Origin of the sequence: Tepidimonas sediminis (assembly GCF_007556605.1) — a bacterium.
Lineage (GTDB): Bacteria > Pseudomonadota > Gammaproteobacteria > Burkholderiales > Burkholderiaceae_C > Tepidimonas > Tepidimonas sediminis.
In genome coordinates, this window is sequence record NZ_VJND01000001.1 from 162,932 (window position 1) to 189,081 (window position 26,150).

18 protein-coding genes, 1 tRNA gene and 1 riboswitch are annotated in these 26,150 nt (G+C 72.2%); of the genes, 6 read left to right on the forward strand and 13 right to left on the reverse strand.

Annotated elements, in window-relative coordinates; all coding sequences use genetic code 11:
- The first annotated feature begins 58 nt into the window (after positions 1-58).
- The 6 genes from Tsedi_RS00800 (at position 59) to Tsedi_RS00825 (ending at position 10,189) form a co-directional block, all read left to right on the forward strand.
- Positions 59-1,036, forward strand: a complete 978-nt coding sequence (locus Tsedi_RS00800) for an alpha/beta fold hydrolase (protein ID WP_143892635.1) — start codon at positions 59-61, stop codon at positions 1,034-1,036.
- Positions 1,033-3,258 carry a RelA/SpoT family protein gene (locus tag Tsedi_RS00805; RefSeq protein ID WP_143892637.1) on the forward strand — a complete coding sequence of 742 codons (2,226 nt, stop codon included), beginning with the start codon at positions 1,033-1,035 and terminating at the stop codon, positions 3,256-3,258. The genes Tsedi_RS00800 and Tsedi_RS00805 overlap by 4 nt, the downstream gene beginning before the upstream one ends.
- A gap of 89 nt (positions 3,259-3,347) precedes the next feature.
- Positions 3,348-3,424: transfer RNA gene (locus Tsedi_RS00810), tRNA-Val, on the forward strand.
- 85 nt (positions 3,425-3,509) lie between these two features.
- On the forward strand, positions 3,510-6,137 hold the full coding sequence (locus Tsedi_RS00815; RefSeq protein WP_185970529.1) for an EAL domain-containing protein: 2,628 nt from the start codon (positions 3,510-3,512) through the stop codon (positions 6,135-6,137).
- Between the two features lie 67 nt (positions 6,138-6,204).
- Entirely contained in the window at positions 6,205-9,930 is a 3,726-nt protein-coding gene (dnaB, locus tag Tsedi_RS00820) for a replicative DNA helicase (RefSeq protein ID WP_143892641.1), read from the forward strand.
- Positions 9,931-9,955: 25 nt separating this feature from the next.
- Complete coding sequence (locus Tsedi_RS00825; protein ID WP_143892643.1) at positions 9,956-10,189, forward strand: DUF2789 domain-containing protein; 234 nt, start codon at positions 9,956-9,958, stop codon at positions 10,187-10,189.
- 21 nt (positions 10,190-10,210) lie between these two features.
- Here the strand turns inward: Tsedi_RS00825 and Tsedi_RS00830 are convergent, their stop codons facing one another.
- The 13 genes from Tsedi_RS00830 to Tsedi_RS00890 form a co-directional block, all read right to left on the reverse strand.
- Positions 10,211-11,572, reverse strand: a complete 1,362-nt coding sequence (locus Tsedi_RS00830) for a diguanylate cyclase domain-containing protein (protein WP_143892645.1) — start codon at positions 11,570-11,572, stop codon at positions 10,211-10,213.
- A gap of 87 nt (positions 11,573-11,659) precedes the next feature.
- A complete protein-coding gene (locus Tsedi_RS00835) occupies positions 11,660-12,061 on the reverse strand; it encodes a group II truncated hemoglobin (RefSeq protein ID WP_143892647.1) in 402 nt (133 codons plus the stop codon).
- Between the two features lie 221 nt (positions 12,062-12,282).
- The gene (locus Tsedi_RS00840; RefSeq protein ID WP_143892649.1) at positions 12,283-13,089 is read right to left on the reverse strand and encodes a creatininase; all 807 of its coding nucleotides are present in this window, start codon (positions 13,087-13,089) and stop codon (positions 12,283-12,285) included.
- Between the two features lie 27 nt (positions 13,090-13,116).
- Positions 13,117-13,884, reverse strand: a complete 768-nt coding sequence (locus Tsedi_RS00845) for an SDR family NAD(P)-dependent oxidoreductase (protein WP_143892651.1) — start codon at positions 13,882-13,884, stop codon at positions 13,117-13,119.
- A 7-nt stretch (positions 13,885-13,891) separates the two neighbouring features.
- Positions 13,892-14,917: a fatty acid desaturase family protein gene (locus tag Tsedi_RS00850; protein ID WP_246099127.1), complete on the reverse strand. Its 1,026-nt coding sequence runs from the start codon at positions 14,915-14,917 to the stop codon at positions 13,892-13,894.
- Positions 14,914-15,948: an ABC transporter substrate-binding protein gene (locus Tsedi_RS00855; RefSeq protein WP_143892653.1), complete on the reverse strand. Its 1,035-nt coding sequence runs from the start codon at positions 15,946-15,948 to the stop codon at positions 14,914-14,916. The genes Tsedi_RS00850 and Tsedi_RS00855 overlap by 4 nt, the downstream gene beginning before the upstream one ends.
- Before the next feature lie 221 nt (positions 15,949-16,169).
- A complete protein-coding gene (atzF, locus tag Tsedi_RS00860; RefSeq protein ID WP_143892655.1) occupies positions 16,170-17,981 on the reverse strand; it encodes an allophanate hydrolase in 1,812 nt (603 codons plus the stop codon).
- 31 nt (positions 17,982-18,012) lie between these two features.
- Positions 18,013-21,660 (reverse strand): urea carboxylase, encoded by a 3,648-nt coding sequence (gene uca, locus Tsedi_RS00865; RefSeq protein ID WP_143892657.1) that lies wholly within the window; start codon positions 21,658-21,660, stop codon positions 18,013-18,015.
- Between the two features lie 76 nt (positions 21,661-21,736).
- Complete coding sequence (locus Tsedi_RS00870; protein WP_143892659.1) at positions 21,737-22,411, reverse strand: urea amidolyase associated protein UAAP2; 675 nt, start codon at positions 22,409-22,411, stop codon at positions 21,737-21,739.
- Positions 22,412-22,444: 33 nt separating this feature from the next.
- The gene (locus Tsedi_RS00875) at positions 22,445-23,182 is read right to left on the reverse strand and encodes an urea amidolyase associated protein UAAP1 (protein ID WP_143892661.1); all 738 of its coding nucleotides are present in this window, start codon (positions 23,180-23,182) and stop codon (positions 22,445-22,447) included.
- Positions 23,183-23,210: 28 nt separating this feature from the next.
- Positions 23,211-24,059 carry an ABC transporter ATP-binding protein gene (locus Tsedi_RS00880; protein WP_143892663.1) on the reverse strand — a complete coding sequence of 283 codons (849 nt, stop codon included), beginning with the start codon at positions 24,057-24,059 and terminating at the stop codon, positions 23,211-23,213.
- Between the two features lie 2 nt (positions 24,060-24,061).
- Positions 24,062-24,871, reverse strand: a complete 810-nt coding sequence (locus tag Tsedi_RS00885; protein WP_143892665.1) for an ABC transporter permease — start codon at positions 24,869-24,871, stop codon at positions 24,062-24,064.
- 8 nt (positions 24,872-24,879) lie between these two features.
- Positions 24,880-25,878 carry an ABC transporter substrate-binding protein gene (locus tag Tsedi_RS00890; protein ID WP_143892667.1) on the reverse strand — a complete coding sequence of 333 codons (999 nt, stop codon included), beginning with the start codon at positions 25,876-25,878 and terminating at the stop codon, positions 24,880-24,882.
- A 46-nt stretch (positions 25,879-25,924) separates the two neighbouring features.
- Positions 25,925-26,044, reverse strand: a riboswitch (guanidine-I (ykkC/yxkD leader).
- Positions 26,045-26,150 lie beyond the last annotated feature (106 nt).

A 26,150-nucleotide genomic window follows, 5' to 3' on the forward strand; every position in this document is an offset into this window, starting at 1 on the left:
ACGATCCTGATACGGTACCAACCCATTATGCCGCCTGCGCGGCCCGTGCTGTCACCCGATGGAACCCGTCCTGCAACGCCTGCCCGTCCCTGGTCCCGCCGCGCGCGGCGGCCAGCCGCGCCACCTGGCCTGGTGGTGGTGGAACGCCACCGGCCGCGACCATCCGCCGCGTGTCGCCGTGTGCGTACACGGCCTGACGCGGCAGGCACGCGACTTCGACGTGCTGGCGCAGGCGCTGGCCCCGCACATGGCGGTGGCGGCGGTGGACGTGGCCGGCCGCGGCGAAAGCGACTGGCTCGACGACCCGATGGGCTACCAGATGCCGACCTACGTGGCCGACCTGATGGCGCTGGTCGGTCACCTGCGCCAGCGGCACGCGCTGGCCACCGGCGGCGACCCGATGACGCTGACCGTGGACTGGGTCGGCACCAGCATGGGCGGACTGATCGGCATGGCGGTGGCGGCGCAACCCGCCGCGGGCATCCATCGCCTCGTGCTCAACGACGTCGGGCCCGTGATCGAGCCGGTGTCGCTGGAGCGCATCGCGCGCTACGTCGGCGCCGACCCGGTCTTTGCCACCGTCGAGGAGGCGGCCGATGCGCTGTGGGCGGCCTCGCCGACCTTCGGCCCGCACTCGCGCGAGCAGTGGCTGGCGCTGACGCGGCCGATGCTGCGTCCCCATCCCGGCGGTGGCTGGCGGCTGCACTACGACCCGGCGCTGGCGATCCCGTTCCGGGCGATGGTGCAGGCGCAGCGCGCCGCCGCCGCGGCCGACCCGCGGGCGGCGCAGGTCGCTTCGGAGGCCGCTGCCCAGGCTGGCGAGGCGATGCTGTGGGCCCTTTACGACGCGATCACGTGTCCGACGTTGCTGCTGCGCGGGGCTGAGTCCGACCTGCTTTCGCGCGCCACCGCGCAGGCGATGACGCGGCGCGGTCCGCGCGCCCGGCTGGTGGAGTTCGACGGCGTCGGCCACGCGCCGATGCTGGTGCAGCCCGATCAGGTGCGCGTGGTGCGCGATTTCCTGCTCGAGCCATGATCGGCGGCACGGTGACCGAAGCGCCCCAGGCGCGCGCCAGCGCGGCGGCCATCCACGCGGCGCTGGATTCGCCGCAGGCGCACGACGAGCTGGCCCTGCAGCGCGCGCGGGCGTTCGCCGAGCCGCTGCTGGCCGGCGAGCGGCTCGACACCGGCGAGCCGGCGCTGGACCATGCCGACGGCGTGGCCGCGATCCTGCAGCGCATCGGCGCCACCGCCGAGCTGCGCGCCTGCGCCTACCTTGTTTATGCCGTGGGGTTCTTGGCGCGACCGCGCGAAAGCATCGCCAAGGCCTTCGGCGAGGCGCTGGCCGACGTGGCGCTGGAGACGCACAAGCTGATCCAGCTGCAGCGCCAGGCGCGGCTGCGCGCGCAGCCCGCCCAGCCGGGTGCGCCGGCCAGCGAGCTGGACCGCGCGCAGACCGAAAACGTGCGCAAGATGCTGCTGGCGTTCTCGCGCGACCTGCGCGTGGTGCTGCTGCGGCTGGCCTCGCGGCTGCAGACGCTGCGTTACCACGCCGCCGTCAAGCAGCCGCCGCCGCGGGTGGTGGCCTCGGAAGCGATGCATGTCTTTGCGCCGCTGGCCAACCGGCTGGGCATCTGGCAGCTGAAGTGGGAGCTGGAGGACCTGGCGTTCCGCTTCCTGGAGCCGCAGACCTACAAGGAGATCGCGCGGCTGCTCGACGAGAAGCGCGCCGAGCGCGAAAGCGTGGTCGAGCAGGTGCGTCAGCGCCTGGAGCGCGAGCTGCGCGCGCTCGGGCTGGACGTGCAGGTGCAGGGCCGGCCCAAGCACATCGTCAGCATCGTCAAGAAGATGCGCGGCAAGGGGCTGGCGTTCGACCAGGTGTACGACCTGCGCGCGCTGCGCGTCATCGTCGACACGGTGGAGGCGTGCTATCGGGTGCTGGCGTGGGTGCACGAGCATTTCACCCCGCTGCCGGAGGAGTTCGACGACTACATCGCGCGCCCCAAGCCCAACGGCTACCAGTCGCTGCACACCGTGGTGCGTGACGAGCAGGGCCGCACGTTCGAGATCCAGATCCGCACGCGCGCGATGCACGAGCACGCCGAGCACGGCGTGGCGGCGCACTGGGCCTACAAGGAGGCCGGCACCAAGGGCTACGCCGGCGTGACGGCCGCCTCCAGCTACGACGCCAAGATCGCCGTGCTGCGCCAGCTGCTGGCCTGGCAGCGCGACTTGAGCGGCATGGCGCACGGCCTGTTCGACGACACCATCTACGTCTTCACGCCGCAGGCCGCCATCGTCGAGCTGCCCAAGGGCGCCACGCCGGTGGACTTCGCCTACGCGGTGCACACCGACCTGGGCCACCGTTGCCGCGGCGCGCGCGTGGACGGGCAGATGGTGCCGCTCAACACGCCGCTGTCCACCGGGCAGACGGTGGAGATCATCGCCGCCAAGGAGGGCGGCCCGTCGCGCGACTGGCTCAACCCCGAGGCCGGCTACCTGGTCAGCCACCGCGCCAAGGCCAAGGTGCGCGCCTGGTTCAACCACCTGGCCGCGCAGGAAAACATCGCGCGCGGGCGCGAGCAGGTCGAGCGGCTGCTGCAGCGCGAGGGCAATCGCACCACCAGCCTGGAGGCGCTGGCCGAGGCGCTGGGTTTCGACACCCCCGAGGGGCTGTTCGAGGCCGTCGGCAAGGAAGCCATCACGCTGCGCGCGGTGGAGCAGGCGCTGGCGCCGCCACCAGCGGCCGCCGCCGAGCCGGCGCCGCTGGTGGTAAAGAAGGCACGCCCTGCAGCCGCGCGCGCCGGCGACGTGCTGGTGGTGGGGGTCGGCTCGCTGATGACGACGCTGGCGCGCTGCTGCAAGCCGGCGCCGCCCGACGACATCCGCGGCTTCGTCACGCGCGGCAAGGGTGTCAGTGTCCATCGCGCCGACTGCCCGGATTTTGCCGCGCTGGCCGCGCGCCAGCCGCATCGCGTCATCGACGTAGCCTGGGCTGCGGCGCCGTCGGACGGGCCCCATGGGCCGGTGTATGCGGTGGACGTGGGCGTGCAGGCCCAGGATCGCCAAGGCCTGCTGCGCGACATCTCCGAGGCTTTTGCGCGCGAGAAGATCAACGTCGTCGGCGTGCAGACGCAGACCGTCAAGGACACGGCCTGGATGACCTTCACGGTGGAGGTCAGCGACGCCTCACGCGTGGCGCGCGTGATGGCGGTGCTGGCCGACGTCCCGGGCGTGCTGAAGGTCTGGCGCCGCTGACGCCGCGGGGCGCGGGTGTTTTTCGTCTATAATGCGGGCTCTTCGCTGCCGATGCTTCTCCTTCGAAGCAGGGCGCGCAAGATCGACCCAGGCGCGTAGCTCAGCTGGTTAGAGCACCACCTTGACATGGTGGGGGTCGTTGGTTCGAGTCCAATCGCGCCTACCAGTTTCGCATCGACACCGAGCGGGTTGCCCGTTCGGTGTTTTGCTTTGCGGGGGCATCGCATAAGATGCCCGCCATGGCTGGGTCCATGCCCCTTTCCCGCTGTGCCAGGCCGTGGCGCGTGCCCGCGCGGCTGGCGCTCGTGGTCGTGATGGCCACCGTGGCGGTGGCGGCGCCAGCGCGCACCCTCAAGGTCGGTTTCTACGACAATCCCCCGAAGCTGACGCGCACCAGCACCGGCGAGCCGGGCGGCAGCTTCGTCGAGCTGCTGCAGGCCATCGCGCGCGCGGAGGGCTGGACGCTGCAGTGGCAGGAGTGCCGCTGGGCGCAATGTCTGGAGCGGCTGGAGCGCGGTGAGCTCGACCTGATGCCGGACGTGGCCCTCACCGCTGACCGTCAGACGCGCTTCGATTTCCACGTCCAGCCGGCGATGCTGAGCTGGTCGCAGCTGTACCGCGCCCCCGCGGTGACGATCGGCTCGGTGCTGGATCTGGACGGGCGTCGCGTGGCGGTGCTGCGCGACAGCGCGCAGGCCGGCGCGCTGCAGGGAATGCTGCAGGGTTTTGCGTTGCGCGTCACGCTCGTGCCGGTCGACTCGCTCGCCGAGGCCTTCGCCGCGGTGGCGCAGGGAGGGGCCGACGCCGCCGCAGCCAACGTGCACTTCGGCGACTATCACATGAACGTCTACGGCCTGCGCGCCACGCCGGTGGTGTTCAACCCCTCGCGCCTGTACTTCGCCGCGCCGCGCGGCCGTCACGGCGACGTGCTGGCCGCCATCGACCGCCATCTGCTGCAGTGGGGATCGGACCCTTCCTCGCCGTACCACGAGATCATGCGGCGCTGGGCCACGCCGCAGGGCGTGGTGCGCCTGCCGGCTTGGGCCTGGCCGGCGCTGGGCGGGCTGGCCGGGGTGGCGCTGCTGTTCGGCGGCGTGTCGCTGTGGCTGCGCCGTCGAGTGCACCAGGCCACCGAGGAGCTGCGGCGCAGCGAACGGCGCTACCGCGAGCTCACCGAAACCATCAACGATGTCATCTGGACCTTGGATCCGGTCACGATGCGCTTCACCTACGTCAGCCCGGCGGTGCAGCGCCTGCGCGGCCACACGCCCGAGGAGATCGTCGGTCAGCCGCTGGAGTCGGCGTTGACGCCCGAGTCCGCCGTGCGGGTGCGGGCGCTGCTGGCGCGGCGGCTGGCGGACTTCGAGGCCAGCGGCCGCAGCCAGAGCGAGCCGGCGGTGCTGGAGCTCGCGCAGCCGCGCAAGGATGGCGGCGTCGTCTGGACCGAGGTGGTCAGCACCCTGGTGCGGCGCCCCGAGGACGGCCGCGTGGAGGTGCTGGGCGTGACCCGCGACATCACCGAGCGGCGCGCCGCGCAGGCGCGCATCGAGCAGCTGGCGCGGTACGACCAGCTCACCGGTCTGCCCAACCGCGAACACCTGCGCCAGCAGTTGCGCGCGCTGCTGGCCGCCGCGCGCCTGCAGCGGCAGGCGTTGGCGGTGCTGATGGTGGATCTGGATCACTTCAAGACCGTCAACGAGGCGCAGGGCCTGGGGGTGGGAGATGCGCTGCTCGGCGAGGTGGCGCAGCGCCTGCAGGCCGGCTGCGGCCCGCGCGATCTGGTGGCACGCATGGCCGGCGACGAGTTCGCGCTCGTGCTGACCGACGTCGATGCGCAGGGCGCGATGCAGCGCGCGCAGGCGCTGCTGGAGGCGATCTCGAGGCCGTGCCGCATCGCCGGCGGCGAGATCGGGCTCGGCGCCACGATCGGCATCGCGCTCTTTCCGGACGACGGCGACGATCCTGACGAGCTGATGCGGCGCGCCGAGGCGGCCATGCATCAGGCCAAGCAGACCGCGCGTCACTCGTGGCGCTTCTACACGCCGGCGCTGCAGCATCACTCCGACCGGCTGCTCAGGCTTTCCACCGCGCTGGCGCAGGCGCTGCCGCGCGGCGAGCTGCGCCTGCAGTACCAGCCTCAGGTGTCGCTGCGCGACGGACGCATCGTGGGTGCCGAGGCGCTGCTGCGCTGGCGTCACCCCGGGCTCGGGGAGGTTGCGCCGGCCGAGTTCATCCCGGTGGCCGAGAGCTCCGGCCGCATCGTCGAAATCGGCGACTGGGTGCTGCGCGAAGCCGTGGCGGCCGCGCGCCGCTGGGTTGACCTGCCGCAGGCACCCTACGTGGCGGTCAACGTCTCGGTGCCCCAGCTGCTGCAGCCCGACTTCGCCGCGCGGGTGCGTGAGCTGACCGCACGCGCCGGCCTGCCGCCGCAGCGGCTGGAGCTGGAGGTGACCGAATCGGTGGCCGCCGGCGGGCTGGAGGACGCCCGCCGGACCCTGCGGTCCCTGGTGGAAGCGGGCTTTGCCGTGGCCATCGACGACTTCGGCACCGGCTACTCGTCGCTGGCCTACCTGCGCCGGCTGGGATTTGCGCGCCTGAAGATCGATCGCGTCTTCGTGCAGGACATCGGCCGCGACGCCGACGATGAGGCCATCATCCGCGCCATCGTGCAGCTGGCGCACACGCTGGGCCTGAGCACCATCGCCGAAGGGGTCGAGACGGTGGAGCAGGCGCGCTTCCTGGCCGAGGCCGGCTGCGACGTCATGCAGGGTTGGCTGTTCTGTGCCGCCCTGGACGAGGCCGACTTCGTCACGCTCGTGCGCAAGCACGATGCCGCCGGCTGGCATGCGCGTTGGCTGGCCACGCCGGCAGCGGCGTGAACGTGGCCAGCGTTGGCCGATGGCGCCGGCGTTGCTGCCACAATCGGCCCCGATGGATCATGAACGCATGCCTGAATCGCTGGCCGGCGGCCCGGCGCTGCCGCCGCTGGAGCACGACGCGCAGCTGGCCGCGCTGCGCGTGCCGCCGCATTCGCTGGAGGCCGAATCGAGCGTGCTGGGCGGCCTGCTGCTGGACAACGCCGCCTGGGACCGGGTAGCCGACCTGCTCACCGAAAGCGACTTCTACCGCCCCGAGCACCGGCAGATCTTCGCCGCCATCGACGCGCTGATCGGCGCCGGCAAGCCGGCCGACGTCGTCACCGTGCACGAGCACCTGAGCTCGCTGGGCCGGGCCGAGGACGTGGGCGGGCTGGCCTACCTGAACCAGCTGGCGCAGTTCGTGCCCAGCGCCGCCAACATCCGCCGCTACGCCGAGATCGTGCGCGAGCGCGCCATCCTGCGCAAGCTGATCGCCGCCAGCGACGAGATCGCCGCACAGGCCTTCGCTCCGCGCGGCAAGCCCGTGGCCACCATTCTCGACGAGGCCGAGCAGAAGATCCTGTCGATCGGCGAGGAAGGCAGCCGCATGAAGCAGGGCTTCCAGTCGATGGACAAGCTGGTGGTGGAGCTGCTCGACCGCGTGCAGGAGATGGCCGACAACCCCAACGACATCACCGGGGTGCCCACCGGCTTCATCGACCTGGACCGCATGACCGCCGGCCTGCAGCCGGGCGACCTGATCATCATCGCCGCGCGCCCGAGCATGGGCAAGGCCCAGCCGCTGGACGCCCGCGTGCGCACCCTCACGGGCTGGAAGCGCATGGGCGAGCTGCGCGTCGGCGACGCGCTGGCCTCGGTCGACGGGCGCCCGTCGATCGTCACCGGCATCTACCCGCAGGGGCGGCGCGCGCTGTACCGCGTCACGCTGTCGGACGGGCGCAGCACCGAGTGCTGTGCCGAGCACCTGTGGCAGGTGCACTGCCGCCACTGGAACGGGCCGCGCGTGCTCAGCACCGTGGAGCTCATGGTACTGCTCGGCAAGGCGCGCCACCGCAACCGCGTCTGGATCGAGCCGCACAGCGGCGAGTTCGGCCACCACGAGCCGCTGCCGATCGATCCGTGGGTGCTGGGAGCGCTGCTGGGCGTCGGCAACCTGACCGGCAGCGGGACGGTGCGCTTGGCCACCGCCTCGGACGAGATGCTGCAGCGTCTGGCCGAGCGGCTGGGTGGGGAACTTGCGCTCAGTTCGGCCTCGGCGGTCGATCACCGCATCGTGCGCCGCGGCGGCGCGCACGCGGCCGGGCGCGCCGGGCTGCTGCCGAACCCGCTGCGTCAGGCGCTGGATGCGCTCGGTCTGACCGGCGTGTCGAGCGAACACAAGTTCATTCCTCGCCTGTACCTCGAGGCATCCCGGGCGGCGCGTCTGGACCTGCTGCGCGGTCTGCTGGACACCGACGGCTGGGTCGAGCGCTGGGGCAGCATCCGCTTCGCGACCGCCAGCCCCCAGCTGGCGCAGGACGTGGCCGAGCTGGTGCGCTCGCTGGGGGGCTGGTGCCGCGTGCACGTCCGCACGACGACATTCCGCGACGCGCGCGGGCAGGTCCGCACGGGCCGCCCGGCCCACGTGCTCGACATCGCCCACCCGCAGCCCGACCAGTTGCTGCTGCTGTCGGACAAGCAGGCGCGGCTGCAACCCCGGCGGATGCGCCAGAAACGGCTCAACATCGTCGCCATCGAGCCGACCCGCGAGGCCGAGTGCCAGTGCATCGCCGTCAGCCACCCCTCGCGCCTCTACATCACCGACGGCGACATCGTCACCCACAACACCGCGTTTGCGATCAACATCGCCGAGCACGTGGCGCTGCACGAGGGGCTGCCGGTGGCGGTGTTCTCGATGGAGATGGGCGCGGCGCAGCTGGCGGTGCGGGTGGTCGGCTCGATCGGGCGCATCAACCAGAGCCACCTGCGCACCGGCAAGCTCACGCCCGACGAGTGGCCGCGCCTGACCGAGGCGATCGAGAAGCTGCGCCACGTCTCGCTGTTCATCGACGAGACGCCGGGGCTGACGCCGGCCGAACTGCGCGCCAACGCGCGCCGGCTGGCGCGCCAGTGCGGCAAGCTCGGGCTGATCGTGGTCGACTACCTGCAGCTGATGAACGGCTCCGGCTCCGGCGAGGAGAACCGCGCCACCGAGCTGGGCGAGATCTCGCGCGGCCTCAAGATGCTGGCCAAGGAGCTGCAGTGCCCGGTGATCGCGCTGTCGCAGCTCAACCGCGGCGTGGAGCAGCGCACCGACAAGCGGCCGATGATGTCGGATCTGCGCGAGTGCGTGACCGGCGATACCCTCGTGTGCCTGACCGATGGACGGCGCGTGCCGATCGAGCGGCTGGTCGGCACGCGGCCCGAGGTCTGGGCGGTCGATGCGCACCAGCGGCTGGTGGCCGCGCAGGCCGCGCAGGTCTGGGCGGCGGGCGTGCGTCCCGTGTGGCGGCTGCGGCTGCGCAGCGGGCGCTGCTTGCAGGCAACCGCCGAGCACCGCGTGCTCAGTGGCAGCGGCTGGGTGACGCTCGGCCAGCTGCGCCGCGGCGACCGCGTGGCGCTGGCGCGCCGCCTTCCGGCTCCCGCCGCCGCGGGAGCGTGGGACGAGGACCGGCTGGCCTTGCTGGGCCACCTGGTCGGCGACGGCAGTTACCTGAAGGGCCAGCCACTGCGCTACACCACCGCCAGCGAGGACAACGCCGCCGTGGTCGAGCGTGCCGCGCGCGCGCTGGGCAGCACCGTGACGCGCCACCGCGGGCGGGGGCGCTGGTTCCAGCTTCTCATTGCCGGCAACGGCCACCGCTGGCAGCCGCGGGGCGTCAACGCCTGGCTGCGGTCGCTGGGCATCTTCGACCAGCGCTCGCACGAGAAGCGCCTGCCCGAGGAGGTCTTCGCGCTGGACGACGCGAGCCTGGCCACGCTGCTGCGGCACCTGTGGGCCACCGACGGCTCGATCCACGTGCGCGCGCCGGGGCGGCGCGGTCCTGCCCGGGTGTACTTCTCCACCGCCAGCGCAGCCCTGGCGGCGGACGTTGCAGCCCTGTTGCTGCGGCTGGGCATCGTCGCCCGGCTGCGCGCGCCGAAGGCGCAGGGGCGCGTCTGGACGGTGGAGGTCTCCGGCAGCGAGGCGCAACGCCGCTTTCTCGATCGCGTCGGTGCCTTCGGCCCGCGGGTCGCGCAGGCCGAGGCGCTGCGCGCCTGGCTGGACCGGCCCGAAGCCGAGGTCGGTGCCAACGTCGACACCCTGCCGCGGCAGGTGTTCGAGCGCGTGCGGCGGCTGATGCGCGAGCGGGGTCTCAGTCAGCGCGCCCTGGCGGCCCTGCGCGGTACCGCCTACGGGGGCAACGCCCACTGGCGCTTCGCGCCGTCGCGCGCGCTGCTGGCCGACTACGCCGAGCGGCTCGACGACGCCACGCTGCGCGACTGGGCAAACTCCGACCTGTTCTGGGACGTGGTGGAGGCGGTGGAGCCGCTCGGCGAGCAGCCGGTCTACGACCTGACGGTACCGGGGCCGGCGTCCTGGCTGGCCGATGGCATCGTCAGCCACAATTCGGGCGCGATCGAGCAGGACGCCGACATCATCATGTTCATCTACCGCGACGAGTACTACACCAAGGAACAGTGCAAGGAGCCGGGCGTGGCCGAGATCATCATCGGCAAGCAGCGCAACGGCCCCACCGGCACCGTCAAGCTGGCGTTCCTGAGCGCGCTGACGCGCTTCGAGAATCTGGCTGGTTACGACAGCGGGTACTGATTCCCCGACCCCAAAGGAGCATGACATGGAGCCCCCGGTGCACCGTTTCGCGGAACTGTTCCGACAGCTGGGTCTGCCCGACGATGCGGCCTCGATCGAGGCCTTCGTGCAAACGCACGCCCCGCTGCCGGCCGGTGTCGCGCTGGCCGACGCACCCTGGTGGACGCCGGCGCAGGCGCGCTTCCTGCGCGAGGCGGTTGGCGAGGATGCCGACTGGGCCGAGCTGGTCGACCAGCTCGACGCGGCGCTGCGGCGCTGAACGGCCCGCCGCGCGCGCCGGTCACGGCGCCGGCGGGCAGGGGCTGGGCGCGTCGCGGCCGAACCAGCGCAGCGTCAGCCGACCCTTGCCGGCGTCCTTGGCGCGGTACATCAGCGTGTCGGCCTGCGCCAGCAGCGCCGGCAACGGGTGGTGGCCGCGGAACATCAGCACCCCGACGCTGGCCGACGGGACGACCCCGGGCCGCTCGTGCAGCGGCATGCGCAGCATGCGCACGAGCGTGCGCGCCACCCGCTGCGCCACCCGGCGCGCGGTGGCGGCGTCCTCGCCGAGGTCCGGCAGCAGGGCGACGAACTCGTCGCCGGCCAGCCGGCCGAGCGGGTCGGTCTCGCGCAAGCCGGCGCGCAGGCGCTGCGCCACCACGGCCAGCACCTGGTCGCCGACGCCGTGGCCGTGGCGGTCGTTGATGGCCTTGAAATCGTCCAGGTCGATGAACAGCAGCGCGCACCACGACGGCTCGCGCGCCTGGCGCAGCAGCGCCTGCTCGATGCGGTCGAGCAGCAGGCGGCGGTTGGGCAGGCCGGTCAGCGTGTCGTAGAACGCCAGCTCGCTCAGCTCGGCCTCGCGGCGCTTGAGCTCGGTGATGTCACGCACCAGCACGACGAAGCGGGGGGTCCGCGTGGCCGCGGTGTCCTTGCGCGCCACCGACAGCTCGAACCAGCGCCACCCATCGGGAAGCTGCAGCGCGTAGCGGTACCCGTGCGCGTGGCCGTCACGCTCGGCCTGCGCCAGCGCCTGCTCGGCCACGCGCAGGGCCTGCGGCGGCAGCAGGTCGCGCTGGTTGCGGCCGACGATGGCCTGCGGTGGCACCAGCAGCAACTCGGGCCGGGGAGCGTGCACGTGGTGGAAGGTGCCCTCGCGGTCGACCTCGAACATCAGGTCCGGCAGGGCACGCAGCGTCGCCGTCAGATCCGCCCGCACCTCGCGCAAGGTTTGTTCGGTGCGCTTGCGCGCCGTGATGTCGACCGCCACGCCCACGTAGCCGGCGAAACGTCCATGGTCGTCGAAGCGCGGCATGCCGCTGATGGCAAACCAGCGCAGCGGCTGACCGGGGCGGTGCCAGCCGAGCTCCAGCCCCGCGAACGGCCGGTGTGACCACAGCACCCGCCGGTGGCGGCGCCAGTGACCATGACCCGGCTCGAACAAGGGGCTGTCCCACGGCGCCACGCCCAGCGCCTGCTCAAGGCCGGACGGCAGCGGCTGGCCGTCGATCCGCGCCATGCGCGCGAGGCGAAACTGCGCGTCCATCGTCCAGACCCAGTCGGCGGCCAGCGCCAGCAGCACCTCGGGTGGCGCCGGCCAAGGCCAGGCGCCACCGGCCGTCTCGGACGTCGGCGAGGCGGGCAGCAGCGGCTGACGGTGCATGGGGGCGGGAGGCCAGATCCGATAAAAACGCTATGATATGAACTTGGGTTGACCTTTGCCATCCCCCGTTTGGGGGAGGTCGTCCGGTCAGGCTGTCGCCGGCGCGACGTTGACCATGTGGTCGGCCAGCTGCTGCAGCGCCTCGGCCAGCGCGTGGCGCAGGCCCTCGTCGGCCACCTCCTCGGCCAGCGCCAGCCGCATGCACAGCATCCACTGGTCGCGCTCGCGCGGGCCGATGGCGTACGGCAGGTGGCGCATCCGCAGGCGCGGGTGACCCTTTTTCTGCACGTAAAGGGGCGGGCCGCCCAGCCAGCCGGAGAGGAACTCGAACAGGCTCTGGCGCGCGCCGTCCAGGCTGTCGGGGTGCAGCTTGCGCACCGCCCAGGCCTCCGGCAGCTCGTCCATCAGGTCATAGAAGCGATTGACCAGCCGGCGCACGGCAGCCTCGCCGCCGAGCGCGGCGTAGGGGGTGGGGGCAGGCGTGTTCACACCGCCGCATTGTGCAGCGGTCGCGCTGGCCCTGCACGCACCATGACGAAGCAACGCTTGCGGGATCAGGGGCTCTGCGCCTGTGGCGCTCGCAAGCACACCCGGGCCGGACGTCGGGGAGGGCCGCGCCCGCGGCCGGCGGACGCGCATGGCGCGGACCTGCAATCGAAACGCCAGGGTGGCGCGGCGACGGTCGGGAGGGACCCGACGGCGAATCCGGTTCAGCGTGCAAACCCCGAGCGCACGGCCTCGGCCAGTCGCTGCGCGACTTCTTCGGCCAGCAGTCGGCCCTTCTCTGCGCTGGCCGCGCGGGCGCTCGACAGCACCCCCGAGGGCGGCACCCACGCCGGCCGGGGCGGAAACATGTCGTACGGGGGAAAGTCGGCCGGCGGATCGTCGGGAATCAGGTCGAGCCGCACCGCATCGGGGTGGTAGTGCAGCATCAGCGACGTCTCGATGACGGCCGCGTGCTCCAGCGCAAAGCCGGGAAAGCCCTGCGGGAAGACGGCGGCCAGCGTCTGCGGCGTCAGGAAGTCCCAGTACTCCAGCCGCATCACCTGCAGGTCGTGCTGCGGATGCAGCAGCCGCACGTCACGCAGACCGAGGTCGATGCCCTCGATCAGGAACCACTGGTTTTCGTAGTGGCCGTTGACGATGGCCAGACGGCGCAGCCCGTGGCGGGCAAACTCGCGCACGGCGTCGCGGACCTGGCCCGCCAGCGTGGCCGCGTCGACGCTGGTGGTGCCGCAGAAGTGCTGGCCGCCACCGCACTTGATCTGCGATTTGTAGCCGTAGCTGATCGGAGGCGCCACCAGCGCGCCGGTGCGCCGCGCCACGTCCGCGGCCACCGCGGTGGCCAGCATCGCGTCGGTGCCCAGCGGCAGGTGCGGCCCGTGCTGCTCCAGCGCGCCGACCGGCAGCAGCACCGTGGCGTCGGGCGCCTGCACGCGCCGCTCGTAGTCGAGCCACGACAGGTGATCCATCCAGAGGGAGGCGTCGTCGCGCAGGGAAGTGAAGAGGCCGGCCATCGGCGTCCTTTCGTCGGGTTGCGGGCATCACGTCAGCACCGAGCCGCCGTTGGGGCCGATGGTCTGACCGGTGATGAAGCTGGCGTCGTCGCTGGCGAGAAACAGGATCACGCGGGCGATCTCGTCCGGGTGGGCGATGCGCCGTTGCAGGTTGTCGCGCTCCAGCTCGAGCGTTCGGGGGCTGAGGGTGGCGGCCGACACCATCGCCGTGTCGACCGGGCCGGGGGCCACCGCGTTGACGCGGATGGAGGGTGCGAACTCGCGCGCCAGCGCGCGTGTCAGCCCGATCACGCCGGCCTTGGCGGCGCAGTACGGCGCGAAGCCCGCCCGGCCCAGCAGCGCCAGGTCGGAGGCCACGTTGACGACGGTGCCGCGGCCGCGCGCGACCATCGCGGGCAGCAGGGCGCGGCAGCAGAGGAAGACCGACTTCAGGTCGACGGCGACGATGCGGTCCCAGTCCTCCTCGGACAGCTCGAGGAACGGCCGCTCCAGGATGACGCCGGCGTTGTTGACGAGGATGTCGAGCGCGCCGCCGGCAAATTCCTGCGCCTGCCGCGCCAGCGCCGCGACCTCTGCGGCGCGGCTGACGTCGGCATCCACTGCCAGCGCCTCGCCCCCCTGGTCCGCGATGCGCTCGACCAGCGCGGCGGCGGCGTCCGGCTGGCGCAGGTGGTTGACCACCACGCGCGCGCCGGCGGCTGCCAGCGCCAGCGCCGTGGCGCGGCCGATGCCGGTGGCCGCGCCGGTCACCAGCGCCGTGCGTCCCGTCAGCGGGCGATGCGCGTCGGCTTCCATCGCGAGATCAGACCGCGGTCAGGAACGAGACGCCGACGGCGCCGATGAAGCCCGCGGCGCGGTCGGGGTGGCCGGGCGGCCGCACCTCGCCGTAGTCGTCGGCCAGCACGCGCCGCACCCGGTGGCGATGGTAGGCACCGAGCAGCTCGCGCACGGTGACGACCTGAGGGTAGTCCTCCCCGTAGAGCTGGCGGTGCAGGCGCGGCAGGCGGTACCACGGCTCCACCGGCCGGTCGTGGTGCGCGTTGTGAAAGCCGAAATTGAGCCACAGCAGGTTGAGCCAGCGCGCGTCCAGCCCGACGATGTCGCTGTAGGTGTTGGCCTGCTCGTAGGCGCGGTCGCGGACCTTGTCCTGCGGGATGGCCTCGTTGTCGAGGATGGGATAGGCGTCGTAGGTGTGCTGGAAGCAGTCCGCAAAGCGCAGCAGATGGATGAACAGCAGGTACGCCAGCGCGTAAAGCGCCACCGCCTTGAGCGACCACCAGGCCACCGCGGCCCAGAACGCCAGCCGCACCGCACCGACGAGCAGCACCCGGCGCCGCCCGCTGCGGCGGCGTTCGTCGAGGAACGGCAGGGCGATGACGTAGCCGCGCATCAGGAATTCCACCGCCGGGATGTACGCCCACTCCAGCGCCAGCGTCAGCCGCCGCACCCAGGGGTGGCGGCGCAGAAAGCCGCGCGCGTCGAAGGTGATGACGTCGGCGCGCTCGGTGTGGTGGCGCATGTGCTTGCGCCGCAGGTCGGCGAACGGGGCGAAGCAGCTGCCATGGATCCACGTCATCAGCGTGCCCCAGCGCTCGTTGTCGCGCGCATCGCGGAAGATCGTCTGGTGCGCGAATTCGTGCAGGAAGTACGCCGACCACGTCAGCGTCAGCGTCGTCAGGGCGACACCGGCGGCGTTGACCAGCCAGCCCGGCTGGCCGAGCATCCAGAGGCCGAGCGGCCAGCCGAGCAGCACCAGCGCCAGCGCCAGGGTGTTGGGCCAGCGGCCGTCGGCGTACCGCCAGACGGGCAGGGCGGTGGACCCGCTCACAGCAGCCCCCGCACGAACGACGCATCGAAGGTGTCCTCGATGCGCGGGATGACGCGGATCTGGCCCTTGGCCTTCAGCAGCGGGGCGATCACGGCGGCGCTGGCGTGGTACGAGGTGGTCGCCTGCGACGGCTCGAATGCGCGCGGCATCTCGGCCAGCGGGATGTTGTAGACGCCGGCCAGCTGCTCCTTGACCTCGGCGGCGCTGATGCCCATGAACTTGCCGATCAGGCGCGCGGCCTCCTCGGGATTGCTCTTCATGTAGGCCATGCCGTCGAGGTAGCCCTTGATGAGCGCCGTGATGGCGGCGCGCCGCGCCTGGATGACCTTGTCGTCGAACACCAGCACGTCGGCGATCAGGCCCGGGGCGTCCTTGGAGGAGAAGACGACCTTGAACTTGCCGCCGCCACCCTGCGACAGGATCTGCGACAGGCTGGGCTCGTAGGTGACGCCGATCGGCAGCTGGCCGGAGGCCATCGCGGCCGGCACCGCCTCGGGCGTCATGCTGACCGGCACGATGTCCTTCTCGGTCATGCCGTGCAGCTTCAGCGCGTAGGACAGCAGGAAGTCCGACGGTGACAGCGGGTTGAAGCCGACCTTGCGCCCCTTGAAGTCCTTGACGCCCTTGATGGATGCCTGCGCGACGATGGCGTCGCCGCCGTTGGAATAGTCGATCGGCATCACGACGCGCATGCGCCGACCCGCGGCGACCTGCCCGATCACCTGGTCGTAGGTGAGCATGCCGCCGTCGACCGAGCCGGCGTTGATCGCCGAGGGGATCAGCGCCGGGTCGTTGAAGACTTCCAGCGTTACCTTCAGGCCGTGCTTCCTGTACAGGTCAAGCGCGTCGGCGACGTAGAACGGCCCGTAGCCGATCCAGACCACGGTGCCGATCTTCAGCGACGCGGTGGAGGCCGCGGCCAGCGCCGGCAGCAGGCCGGTTGCGGCTGCGGCGCCCAGGGCGGCGAGACAGCGTCGGCGCTGGGGTTGATGGTCAACGGGCACGGGGGAGGACGACGGGTGGCGCGGCATGGTGCTCTCCTTCAGGAGGGGGAGGGGTATCCGTGAAAAAGCAAGAAAAATGCCACCACGAACACCCAGAAAAGGTCTTTGAAATTGATGAAAACGGCAACAAGCAGCGCGTTGAATGCCCCATGTCGGAAGCGGGGGTCCGCTTTCGCGGCAGACCCGCCCCACGGTGGTGCGTGGCGGGCGTCGGTGCCTCATCGCCGTGCGCATGCCGCAGAAGTCCGTCATGCCGCAGCCGCCCGGGCCGCCAGCCACGCCCGCCAGCCGCCGCAGGCGCTGATGTCCTGGGCCCCCTCGACGCCCGCCGCCTCGCAGACGAAGCCGTTGATCCAGCGGCCGTCGTCCAGCTCGACCTTGCCGATGGCCAGCGGCGCGGCCACCAGGTCGACGAAGGAGCCGAAGGCCGTCGCCGGCAGTTCCCACACCTCGCACGCGATCGGCTGGCCGCCCTCGCGGACCCGCACGAGGCCGGGCCGGCGACCGTCCGGCAGCGCGTACAGGCGGTAGCGCGGCGCGGTGCGGGCCGCCGCCACCAGCCGGCCGCCGCGCTTGAGCAACTGGCCATTGAGCGGCAGGCCGGACAGATGGGCACCGAACACGGCCACCTGCACCATCCCGCTGGCCAGGGTGGCGAGCAGGGCCTCGTCGGGCTGCGGCGGCAGTGTCCAGCCTGTGGCCCCCATCGTGTCGGCCAGGCGCCGGTGCAGCCGCGCCGCCAGCCGCAGCAGCCCGGCGTCGCGGTGCGCCGGTGCGATCAGCGTCACGCCGAACGGCAGCCCGTCGGCCTGCAGGCCGGCCGGCACCGCGGTGGCGGCCAGGTCCAGCAGGTTGACGAAGTTGGTGTAGTGGCCGAGCTCGCTGTTGAGCCGCACCGGGTCGGCCTGCATCGCGTCGATGCGGTGCACCCGGGCGGCGGTCGGCAGCAGCATCGCGTCGACGTCACCCCACAGGGCGTCGCAGGTCGCGCGCAGCGCCTGCAGGCGGTACTGCGCCTCGAAGGCGTCGGTGGCGCTGTGGCGGCGCGCGCCCTCGATGATGCTGCGCACCGGTTCGATCACTTCCGCGGCGTGAGCGTCGAAGAAGGAGCGGATGGCCGCGTGGCGCTCGGCCACCCACGGGCCTTCGTACAGCAGCCGCGCCGCTTCCAGGAAGGGCCGCAGGTCGAACGGCACGCAGGTGGCGCCCAGCGCGCGGGCCTGCTCGACCGCCTGCCGGTACAGCCGCTCGCCGTCGGCGTTGCCGAAGAACGCCAGATCCTCGTCGCGCGGCACGGCCAGCCGCCAGCCCGGCCGCGCGGCGAAGTCCCCGCCCAGCCCCGCCAGCGGCCGCGCGTACGGATCCTCCCCGTCCGGTCCGGCGGCCACCGCCAGCACCTGTGCGGCGTCCTCGGCGGTGAGCGCGAAGATCGACACGCAGTCCAGCGTGCGGCACGCCGGCACCACGCCGGTGGCGGGGATGAGGCCGCGCGTGGGCTTGTGGCCGACGAGGTGGTTGAAGGCCGCCGGCACGCGCCCGGAGCCGGCCGTGTCGGTGCCGAGCGCAAAGCTCGCCAAGCCGAGCGCGACCGCCACCGCCGAGCCGGAGCTGGAGCCGCCCGAGATCCACTGCGGATCGAACGCGTTGCGGCAGACGCCGTACGGCGAGCGTGTGCCGTTGAGCCCGGTGGCGAACTGGTCGAGGTTGGTCTTGCCGACCAGGATCGCGCCGGCGTCCAGCAGCCGCTGCACCACCGTGGCGTGGCGCGCCGGCTGATAGGCGAACGCCGGGCAGGCGGCGGTGGTGGGCAGGCCGGTGACGTCGATGTTGTCCTTGACCGCGAACGGCACGCCGTACAGCGGCAGCGCGGCCGGGTCGTGGTCGAGCAGGGCGCGGGCACGTGCGAGCAGCGCCTCGCGCGGTACACGCGTGATCCAGATGCCGTGGGTGTGGCCCTCGGCTTCGAGGGCATCCCACAGGCGCTCGACGAGCTCGACGGGGGTCAGCTCGCGCGCCAGGTAGGCGGCGCGCAGCCGCGCCAGGTTCAGGGGGGGCAGCATCGGGGTGTCCTTTCCTAGGATGGGCGTCGGTTCAGGCGTCGACCAGCACCAGCAGCTCCTGACCGGCGGCGACGGTGGCGCCTTCGCGGCACAGCACGCGGTGCACGCGGCCGGCGTGCGGCGCGGTGACGGCGAATTCCATCTTCATCGACTCGACCACCGCCAGCGTCTGGCCGGCGTCGACCACCGTGCCGGGGGCGACCTCCACCTTCCAGACGCTGCCGGCGACGTGGCTGGTGACGACGCGCGCCCCCGGGGGCAGGTCCAGCTCGGTGTCGACGGCGGCGTCGCGCAGCGCGGCGGCCTCCATCGGCGCGTCCAGCCCGAGCGCGCGCCAGCGCTCGCGCTCGGCCTCGAAGGCGGCCTGCTGGCGCGCCTTGAAGGCGGCGATGGAGTCGGCGTGCTCGGTCAGGAACGCGCGGTAGGCGCGCAGGCTGAAGGTGGTGGGCTCGATGCGCGGCGTGTAGCGGCCGCTGGGCAGGTCGGCGCGCAGCGCCAGCAGCTCCTCTTCGCTGACCGGATGGAAGCGGATCTGGTCGAAGAAGCGCAGCAGCCACGGTCGGCCGGGCTCGAAGGCGGCGGCGCCGTGACGCGCGTCGCGCCAGCGGTTCCACACCTGCACCGTGCGGCCGACGAACTGGTAGCCGCCCGGGCCCTCCATGCCGTAGATGCACAGGTAGGCGCCGCCGATGCCGACGGCGTTTTCCGGCGTCCAGGTGCGCGCCGGGTTGTACTTGGTGGTGACGAGGCGGTGGCGCGGATCCAGCGGCGTGGCCACCGGGGCGCCGAGGTAGACGTCGCCCAGCCCGAGCACGAGGTAGCTCGCGTCGAAGACGATGCGGCGCACCTCCTCGATCGAGTCCAGCCCGTTGATGCGGCGGATGAACTCCAGGTTGGAGGGGCACCACGGCGCGTCGCGGCGCACGGTCTGCATGTAGCGCTCGATGGCCAGCCGCGTGGCGGCGTCGTCCCACGACAGCGGCAGGTGCACGATGCGGCTGGGCACTTCCCAGTCGTCGATGGCGCCCAGCGCCGCATCCAGCTCGGCCAGCTCGTCCAGCAGCCGCCGCCGCGGCAGGCGCGCCGGGTCGTGGTGCACCTGCAGCGAGCGGATGCCCGGCGTCAGGTCGAGGATGCCGGGCAGGCCGGCGCGCTCGAGCGCCTCCATCAGCGCGTGCACGCGCAGCCGCAGCCCGATGTCGAGCACCTGCGGCCCATACTCGACCAGCAGGTAGTCGTCGCCGGACTGGCGCACGGTCATGCCGACCGGGTGCTGCGGCGGCTGGCGCTGCAGCAGGATCGGCGTGGCCAGCCGGATGTCCTGGCGCGGCGCCGGCTTCGGCGAGGCCGGGGCCGCCGGCGCCGGGGGTGGCGTGCCCAGCATGGCGACGAAGGCGTCCTGCGCCTGCTGCAGCGCGGCGGCTTCGTCGGCCGTCAGCGGCAGGAAGCGTACCGTGTCGCCGGGGCGCAGCTGGCCCAGCTTCCAGCGCTCGGCCTGCACCACCACCGCCGGGCAGACGAAGCCGCCCAGGCTCGGCCCGTCGGGCCCCAGGATCACCGGCATGTCGCCGGTGAAGTCGATGGCGCCGATGGCGTAGGCGTTGTCGTGGATGTTGGAGGGGTGCAGACCGGCCTCGCCCCCGTCCGGGCGTGCCCACTGCGGCTTGGGGCCGACCAGGCGCACGCCGGTGCGGCTGGAGTTGTGGTGCACTTCCCAGTCGGTGGCCAACAGCATCTCGACGTCGGCGTCGGTGAAGAAGTCCGGTGCGCCGTGCGGTCCGTACAGCACGCCCAGGGTCCAGTGCGTGCCGTAGGCCGGCCGCTGCGCTGGCGGCACGCAGGCCGGCAGGGCGGTGTCGTCCACCGCCGGCGCTGCGCCGAGGTGCAGCACGTCGCCGCCGCGCAGGGCGCGACCGGCGTGGCCGCCGAATTGGCCGAGCGTGAAGGTGGCGCGGCTGCCGAGGTATTCGGGCACGTCCAGCCCGCCGCGCACCGCCAGGTAGGCACGCGCCCCGGGGCCGCGCACCGCGCCCAGTCGCAGCGTCGAGCCGGCCGCCACGGCATGGCGGCTCCAGTTGGCCAGCGGCCGCCCGTCCAGCTCGGCACCCATGTCGGCGCCGGCCAGCGCGATCACGCCGTCGCGGTGGAAGCGCAGCGTCGGGCCGGTCAGCGTCATCTCCAGCGCGGCGGCGCCTTCCGGATTGCCGACGAGGCGGTTGGCCAGCCGCAGCGCCAGCGCGTCCATCGGGCCGGATGGCGGCACCCCCACCGCCCACAGGCCGGTGCGCCCGGGCCAGTCCTGCACGGTGGTCTGCAGCCCGGGCTCCAGCACCTCGATGCCGTCCGGCGCGTGCGGCAGCGTGCGCAGCAGCCCGGTGGTGGCCCGCCCGGCCGCGAACGTCGCGTCGGCCAGGATGCGGCGCAGGTAGGCCACGTTGGTCTCGATGCCACCCAGCCGCGTGGCGGCCAGCGCCGCATCCAGCCGCGCCAGCGCCTCGGCGCGGTCGGCGCCGACCGCGATGACCTTGCCCAGCATCGGGTCGTAGTGCGGTGGCACCTCGGTGCCGCGCTCGACCCAGGTTTCCACGCGCACGCCCGCGGGCAACGCGACCTCGGTGAGCACCCCGGCGCAGGGCTGGAAGTCGCGCGCGGGATCCTCGGCATAGACGCGCGCCTGGATCGCGTGGCCGCGCGGATGCGGCGTCCAGCCGGCCAGGTCCAGCTCGCCGGCGGCCTCGCGCACCATCCACTCCACGAGGTCCACGCCGAGCACCTCCTCGGTGACGCCGTGCTCCACCTGCAGCCGGGTGTTGACCTCGAGAAAGTAGAAGTCGCCGCGGTCGGCGTCGAGCACGAACTCCACCGTGCCGGCGCTGCGGTAGCCGACCGCCCGGCCCAGCCGCTCGGCCGCCTCCAGCAGCGCTTGGCGCTGCCGCGCCGTCAACCCGGGGGCAGGGGTCTCCTCCAGCACCTTCTGGTGGCGGCGCTGCACCGAGCAGTCGCGCTCGCCCAGCGCGACCACGTGGCCGCGGCCGTCGCCGAAGATCTGCACCTCGATGTGACGCGCGCGCTCGACGTACTTCTCGAGGAAGATGCCGCCGTCGCGGAAGTTGCCGCGCGCCAGCCGTTGCACGGCGTCGAACGCCTCGCGCAGCTCCTCCGGCGCGCGCACCAGCCGCATGCCGATGCCGCCGCCCCCGCCGGTGCTCTTGAGCAGCACGGGGTAGCCGATGCGCGCGGCCTCCGCGAGCGCGTGCGTGGCGTCGGCCAGCAGGCCGGAGCCGGGCAGCAGCGGCACACCGTGCGTCTCAGCCAGCTCGCGCGCCGCGTGCTTCAGGCCGAAGGCGCGCATCTGCTGCGGCGTCGGGCCGATGAAGGTGAGGCCGGCGGCGGCGCACGCCTCGGCGAAGGCGGCGTTTTCCGACAGGAAGCCGTAGCCCGGGTGGATGGCCTGCGCGCCGGCGTCGCGCGCGGCCTGCAGGATGCGCTCGATGCGCAGGTAGCTCTGCGCGGCGGGTGCCGGGCCGATCGGCAGCGCCACGTCCGCCTGGCGCACGTGCAGGCTGTCGCGGTCGGCCTCGGAGTAGACCGCCACGCTGCGGATGCCCATGCGGCGCAGCGTGCGGATGATGCGGCAGGCAATCGCGCCGCGGTTGGCGATCAGCACCGTGTCGATCATGCGTTCCTCGGGGCGGGCCGTCCCGCCGGCGTCGATGTCGCGCCGCGGGCCGTCCCGCGGCGGGATTGCAGGGGGCTCAGGCCGACGGGGCGTCCCAGATCAGCACGCGGATCGGCGTCGGGTTGTAGGCGTTGCAGGGGTTGTTGAGCTGCGGGCAGTTGGAGATCAGACACAGCACGTCCATCTCGGCGCGCAGCTCCACGTACTTGCCCGGCGCGGAGACGCCGTCGGCGAACGTCAGCCGTCCCTGCGGCGTGACCGGCACGTTCATGAAGAAGTTGATGTTGCTGGTGATGTCGCGCTTGGTCAGCGGCCCGGTGGTGCCGTCGCCGTCCCAGTGCGCCAGCGCCAGCAGGAAGCTGTCGCGGCAGGCGTGCATCGGCCTCTTGTCCAGGCTGTAGCGCACCGCGTTGCTCTCGCAGGCGCAGGCGCCGCCCAGGGTGTCGTGGCGGCCGCAGGTGTCGGCGGTGATGGTCAGCATCACGTTGCCCTCGCTGGAGATCAGCCGGCTGCCGGCGGTCAGGTACAGCGCCTGCTGCGCGCGCACGGTGTCGGCGGCGGAGTAGCGCTCCTGCGGGTCGTGCAGGTTGTAGAACAGCGTGTCGACGGCCTGGTTGCCTTCGAGGTCGACGATGCGCAGCGTCTGGCCGCGGCGCACCGGGTGGATCCAGTAATCGCCGGCCTCGACGACGGCGTCGTAGGTGGCCGCGGCAGGGTCGAGCGGGCTTTCGACGAGGTGGAATGCGGTCATGGGTCGGGCTCCTTCGCGTCGGCGGGGGCGCGTTCAGCGGAACAGGATCTCGGTCAGGTAGAAGCCGCGCTGGTTTTCCGGGCAGTGGTTGCGGCAGAGGTCGTCCGGCCCGGGCGGATCGGCGCGCCAGGCGGTCAGCATCACGTCGCCGGGGGCATAGTCCGGGCGGGGATCGAGCGGGTGCGGCGCGGCCGACAGCACCACCAGCACGTTCATCTCGAAGCGCAGGTCGACGCAGGCGCCGGCCTTGCCGTGGCCGAGGTCGAACGTCAGCCGGCCTTCCTCGTCGGCCGCCACGCGGCTGAAGAAGTTGACGTTGGGCACCAGGTCGCGCTTGCCCAGGCCCCACTTGGCCAGCTCGATCAGCAGACCGTCGCGTCCGTTGCGGTACATCGCATTGCGGTGCGTCTGGTAGGTGGCCACGCCGTACTTGGCGCGCACCAGCTGCGCGTCGGTCACGCCGCAGACGGTGTCGTGCCAGCCGCTGGTGTCGCGCACGATCGAGCACAGCACCCGCCCCATGTCGGAGTAGCACACGTGCCCGGCGGTCAGGTAGGCGGTGTGCTGCGCCTTGAGGGTGTCGGCCATGTTGTAGCGCTCGAGCTTTTCCTCGGCGTTGAAGAACAGGGCGGCCACGTTGGCGCGGCCGTCCAGGTCGGTCAGGCGCAGCGCGCTGCCGCGGCGCATCACGCCGGACCAGTGGCAGCCGCCGGGCAGACGCTCCTCCCACAGGAAGCGCTCGGGAGGCAGGGGATGCAGATGCTGGGCCATCGGGCTAACCTCGTCGGTGAACGGTGGATCACGGTTGGGCGGCCGGCTCGGTGGCGCGGTTGAGCCGCTCGAGCAGGCCCTGGTCGGTCTTCATGCCGGAGGTGGCGCGGATGCGCGCCAGGATCTCCTTCTTCAGCGCCAGGAACTCCGGCGCGTGCTTCATGTCCGGGTCGCGCTGCGCCGGCAACGGCACCGGGTAGATGGTGTCGATGCGCCCCGGGCGGGGCGCCAGCACGACGACGCGGTCGGCCAGGTAGATCGCCTCCTCGACGTCGTGCGTGACGAACACGAGGGTGGTGGCCTCCACGCGATGCACGTGGCGGATCAGGTCGTGCATCACCTCGCGCGTCTGCGCGTCCAGCGCGCCGAACGGCTCATCCATCAGCAGGATGCGCGGACGCCCCATCAGCGCGCGCGCGATGGCCACGCGCTGCTGCATGCCGCCGGAGAGCTGGTTCGGCCATGCGCGTGCCGCCCCGGTCAGCCCCATCAGCGCCAGCAGCGCGTCGGCACGCCCGGAGGCGGCCTCCACGTCGGCCAGCGTCAGGTTCTCGCGCCCGTGGCGCAGGCGGCGGCTGAACTTGACGTTGTCCTCCACCGTCAGCCACGGGTACAGGCTGTAGTGCTGGAACACCATCGCGCGGTCGGCGCCGGGCCCGTGCACCGGCTGGCCGCCGACGCGGATCGTGCCCTCGTCGTGCGTTTCCAGCCCGGCCAGCACGCGCAGCAGCGTCGATTTGCCGCAGCCCGAGGCGCCCACCAGCGTCACGAACTCGTTGTGCGCCACGTCCAGGTCGATCGCGCGCAGCGCCTCGACGCGGCGCGCGCCCTCGTCGAACCACTTGCCCAGCGCGCGGATCTCGATTTCGGCCGCCATGTTCAGCCCCTCAGGTACAGCCACGGGAAGGCGCGCCGGTGCGCCCAGCGGAACAGCTGGTCCATCACCAGCCCGATGGCGCCGATCAGCAGGATGCCGACGAAGATCTTGTCGGTCTGCAGGAAGCGCTGGGCCTTCAGGATCGCGTAGCCGAGCCCGGAGTTGGCCGCCACCAGCTCGGCCACCACCAGGTAGGTCCAGGCCCAGCCCATCGTCACGCGCAGCGTGTCCAGCAGCGCCGGCTTGGCCGCCGGCAGGATCACCCACTGGATGATCTCGCCGGTGCGCGCGCCCATGGTCTGGGCCGCCTCCACCTGCGCCATCGGCACGCGGCGCACGTCCTCGGCCATCATCAGCACCATCTGGAAGAAGGTGCCGATCCAGATGATGGCGATCTTGGACGCCTCGCCGATGCCGACCCACAGCATCACCAGCGGGATGAAGGCCACCGCCGGCATGTAGCGGATGAAGTCGGTCAGCGGCTCCAGAAGCGCCTGCACCGGGCGGAAGGTGCCGATCAGCAGCGCCAGCGGCAGCGCGATCACCGCCGACAGCGCGAAGCCGGCGCCGACGCGGTAGATGCTGATCAGCAGGTCGCCGAGCAGCCCGTCCTCGCGCCACCACGTCACCAGCCGGGCGGCCACATCCAGCGGCGAGGGCAGGAACACGCGGTCGACCACCTCCAGCGCCGCCAGCGCCCACCACAGCGCCAGCGGCACCAGCAGGCCCAGGCTGGCGTACCACCAGTACGCGCGGCGGCCGATCGGGGCGCGCAGCCGCCAGGCGCTGGCGCGCCGTCCGGATGGAGACATGGTCGCGCTCACTTGACCCCCGCGACGTCACGCACCAGCGAGGCGTCCAGCCCCTTGGCCGGGTCGACCTTGCCTTCCATCAGCTTGTTGTCCAGCAGGAAGCGCACGATGGTCGGCGCCACCGCGAGCAGCGAGGTCGGCTCGCTGGCAGGACCGAAGGCCTTCAGATTGTCGGCCTGGTCGAAGAAGCGCGTGCCGGCCAGGAAGACGGCGTACTCCTTCGGATCCATCTCGACCACCTTGGCCATGATCTGCGCCGCCTCGGCCGGGTTGGCGCGAATGAAGGCCTGCACGTCGTACCAGGCGCGCACCATGCCGACGAAGTCCTTGCGCTTGACCGGGTCCTTCAGCGCCTTGTCGTGCGCCACCAGCAGGTCGGGGATCATGCCGGGCAGATCCCTGGAGGTGAACAGCGCCTTGCCCTTGCCGCTGGCCTCGATGCGCGCGATCCACGGGTTCCACACCACCGCGGCGTCGACGCGGCCGGCCATGAAGGCGGCGGCCGCATCGCCGGCGGCGAGGTTGACCACCTGCACGTCCTTCAGCGTCAGGCCGTGGCGGCTCAGCGCCACCGTCAGCAGGAAGTGCGAGACGCTGAACTCCTCCAGCGCGATCTTCTTGCCCTTCAGGTCGGCGAACGAGCGGATGCCGGGGCCGACCATGATGGCGTCGTTGCCGGCCGAGTTGTCGTTGACGAGGATCGCCTTCAGCGGCACGCCCTTGGCCAGCGGCGCCATGGTGTCGCTCCAGGTCTGGGAGTTGGCGTCGAGCTGGCCCGCGGACAGTGCCGAGATCGAGTCGGTGTAGTTGGCGAACCAGACCAGCTTGACGTCGGCGCCGTGCTTCTTGAAGAAGCCCTTCTGTTCGGCGACGTACCACGCCACCCAGCCGGGCCAGTCGGAGACCCCGACACGGACGGTGGCCTGCGCGGCCAGGGGGGCGGTGAGGGTGGCGGCCGCGAGGGCCAGCGTCATGAAGGTGCGGCGAGCGAAGGTAGGCAGAGGCATGGCGGGCTCCTGGATGGGAAGGGCGCAGGGCGAACGCGTCGCTGCGACCTCCCGGGCTTTTGTCCCGCCGTGTAGCCCCGGCTGCACCCAGCCGCGGCCGACCGCTCTCGGACCAGACACCGGCCGCCGGAACTGCGGCGCGATCGGAACCCTAGCGGTCTTGGGGCGTCGTCCGCCCCCGCGCAAACCTGAAGCAAGCAAAGGGCATGCCAGCGCGGTCGGGCCCGAACATCCCCATCTGCGGAAGGGTTGCCGGCGGCCTGCCGGCCTCT

Bases quoted from the DNA above. Each gene is read 5' to 3' on its own strand.
- Tsedi_RS00800 (WP_143892635.1), top strand. From the start codon at position 59: ATGGAACCCGTCCTGCAACGCCTGCCCGTCCCTGGTCCCGCCGCGCGC.
- Tsedi_RS00805 (WP_143892637.1), top strand. From the start codon at position 1,033: ATGATCGGCGGCACGGTGACCGAAGCGCCCCAGGCGCGCGCCAGCGCG.
- Tsedi_RS00815 (WP_185970529.1), top strand. From the start codon at position 3,510: ATGCCCCTTTCCCGCTGTGCCAGGCCGTGGCGCGTGCCCGCGCGGCTG.
- dnaB (WP_143892641.1), top strand. From the start codon at position 6,205: ATGCCTGAATCGCTGGCCGGCGGCCCGGCGCTGCCGCCGCTGGAGCAC.
- Tsedi_RS00825 (WP_143892643.1), top strand. From the start codon at position 9,956: ATGGAGCCCCCGGTGCACCGTTTCGCGGAACTGTTCCGACAGCTGGGT.
- Tsedi_RS00830 (WP_143892645.1), bottom strand. From the start codon at position 11,572: ATGCACCGTCAGCCGCTGCTGCCCGCCTCGCCGACGTCCGAGACGGCC.
- Tsedi_RS00840 (WP_143892649.1), bottom strand. From the start codon at position 13,089: ATGGCCGGCCTCTTCACTTCCCTGCGCGACGACGCCTCCCTCTGGATG.
- Tsedi_RS00845 (WP_143892651.1), bottom strand. From the start codon at position 13,884: ATGGAAGCCGACGCGCATCGCCCGCTGACGGGACGCACGGCGCTGGTG.
- Tsedi_RS00855 (WP_143892653.1), bottom strand. From the start codon at position 15,948: ATGCCGCGCCACCCGTCGTCCTCCCCCGTGCCCGTTGACCATCAACCC.
- atzF (WP_143892655.1), bottom strand. From the start codon at position 17,981: ATGCTGCCCCCCCTGAACCTGGCGCGGCTGCGCGCCGCCTACCTGGCG.
- uca (WP_143892657.1), bottom strand. From the start codon at position 21,660: ATGATCGACACGGTGCTGATCGCCAACCGCGGCGCGATTGCCTGCCGC.
- Tsedi_RS00870 (WP_143892659.1), bottom strand. From the start codon at position 22,411: ATGACCGCATTCCACCTCGTCGAAAGCCCGCTCGACCCTGCCGCGGCC.
- Tsedi_RS00875 (WP_143892661.1), bottom strand. From the start codon at position 23,182: ATGGCCCAGCATCTGCATCCCCTGCCTCCCGAGCGCTTCCTGTGGGAG.
- Tsedi_RS00880 (WP_143892663.1), bottom strand. From the start codon at position 24,059: ATGGCGGCCGAAATCGAGATCCGCGCGCTGGGCAAGTGGTTCGACGAG.
- Tsedi_RS00885 (WP_143892665.1), bottom strand. From the start codon at position 24,871: ATGTCTCCATCCGGACGGCGCGCCAGCGCCTGGCGGCTGCGCGCCCCG.
- Tsedi_RS00890 (WP_143892667.1), bottom strand. From the start codon at position 25,878: ATGCCTCTGCCTACCTTCGCTCGCCGCACCTTCATGACGCTGGCCCTC.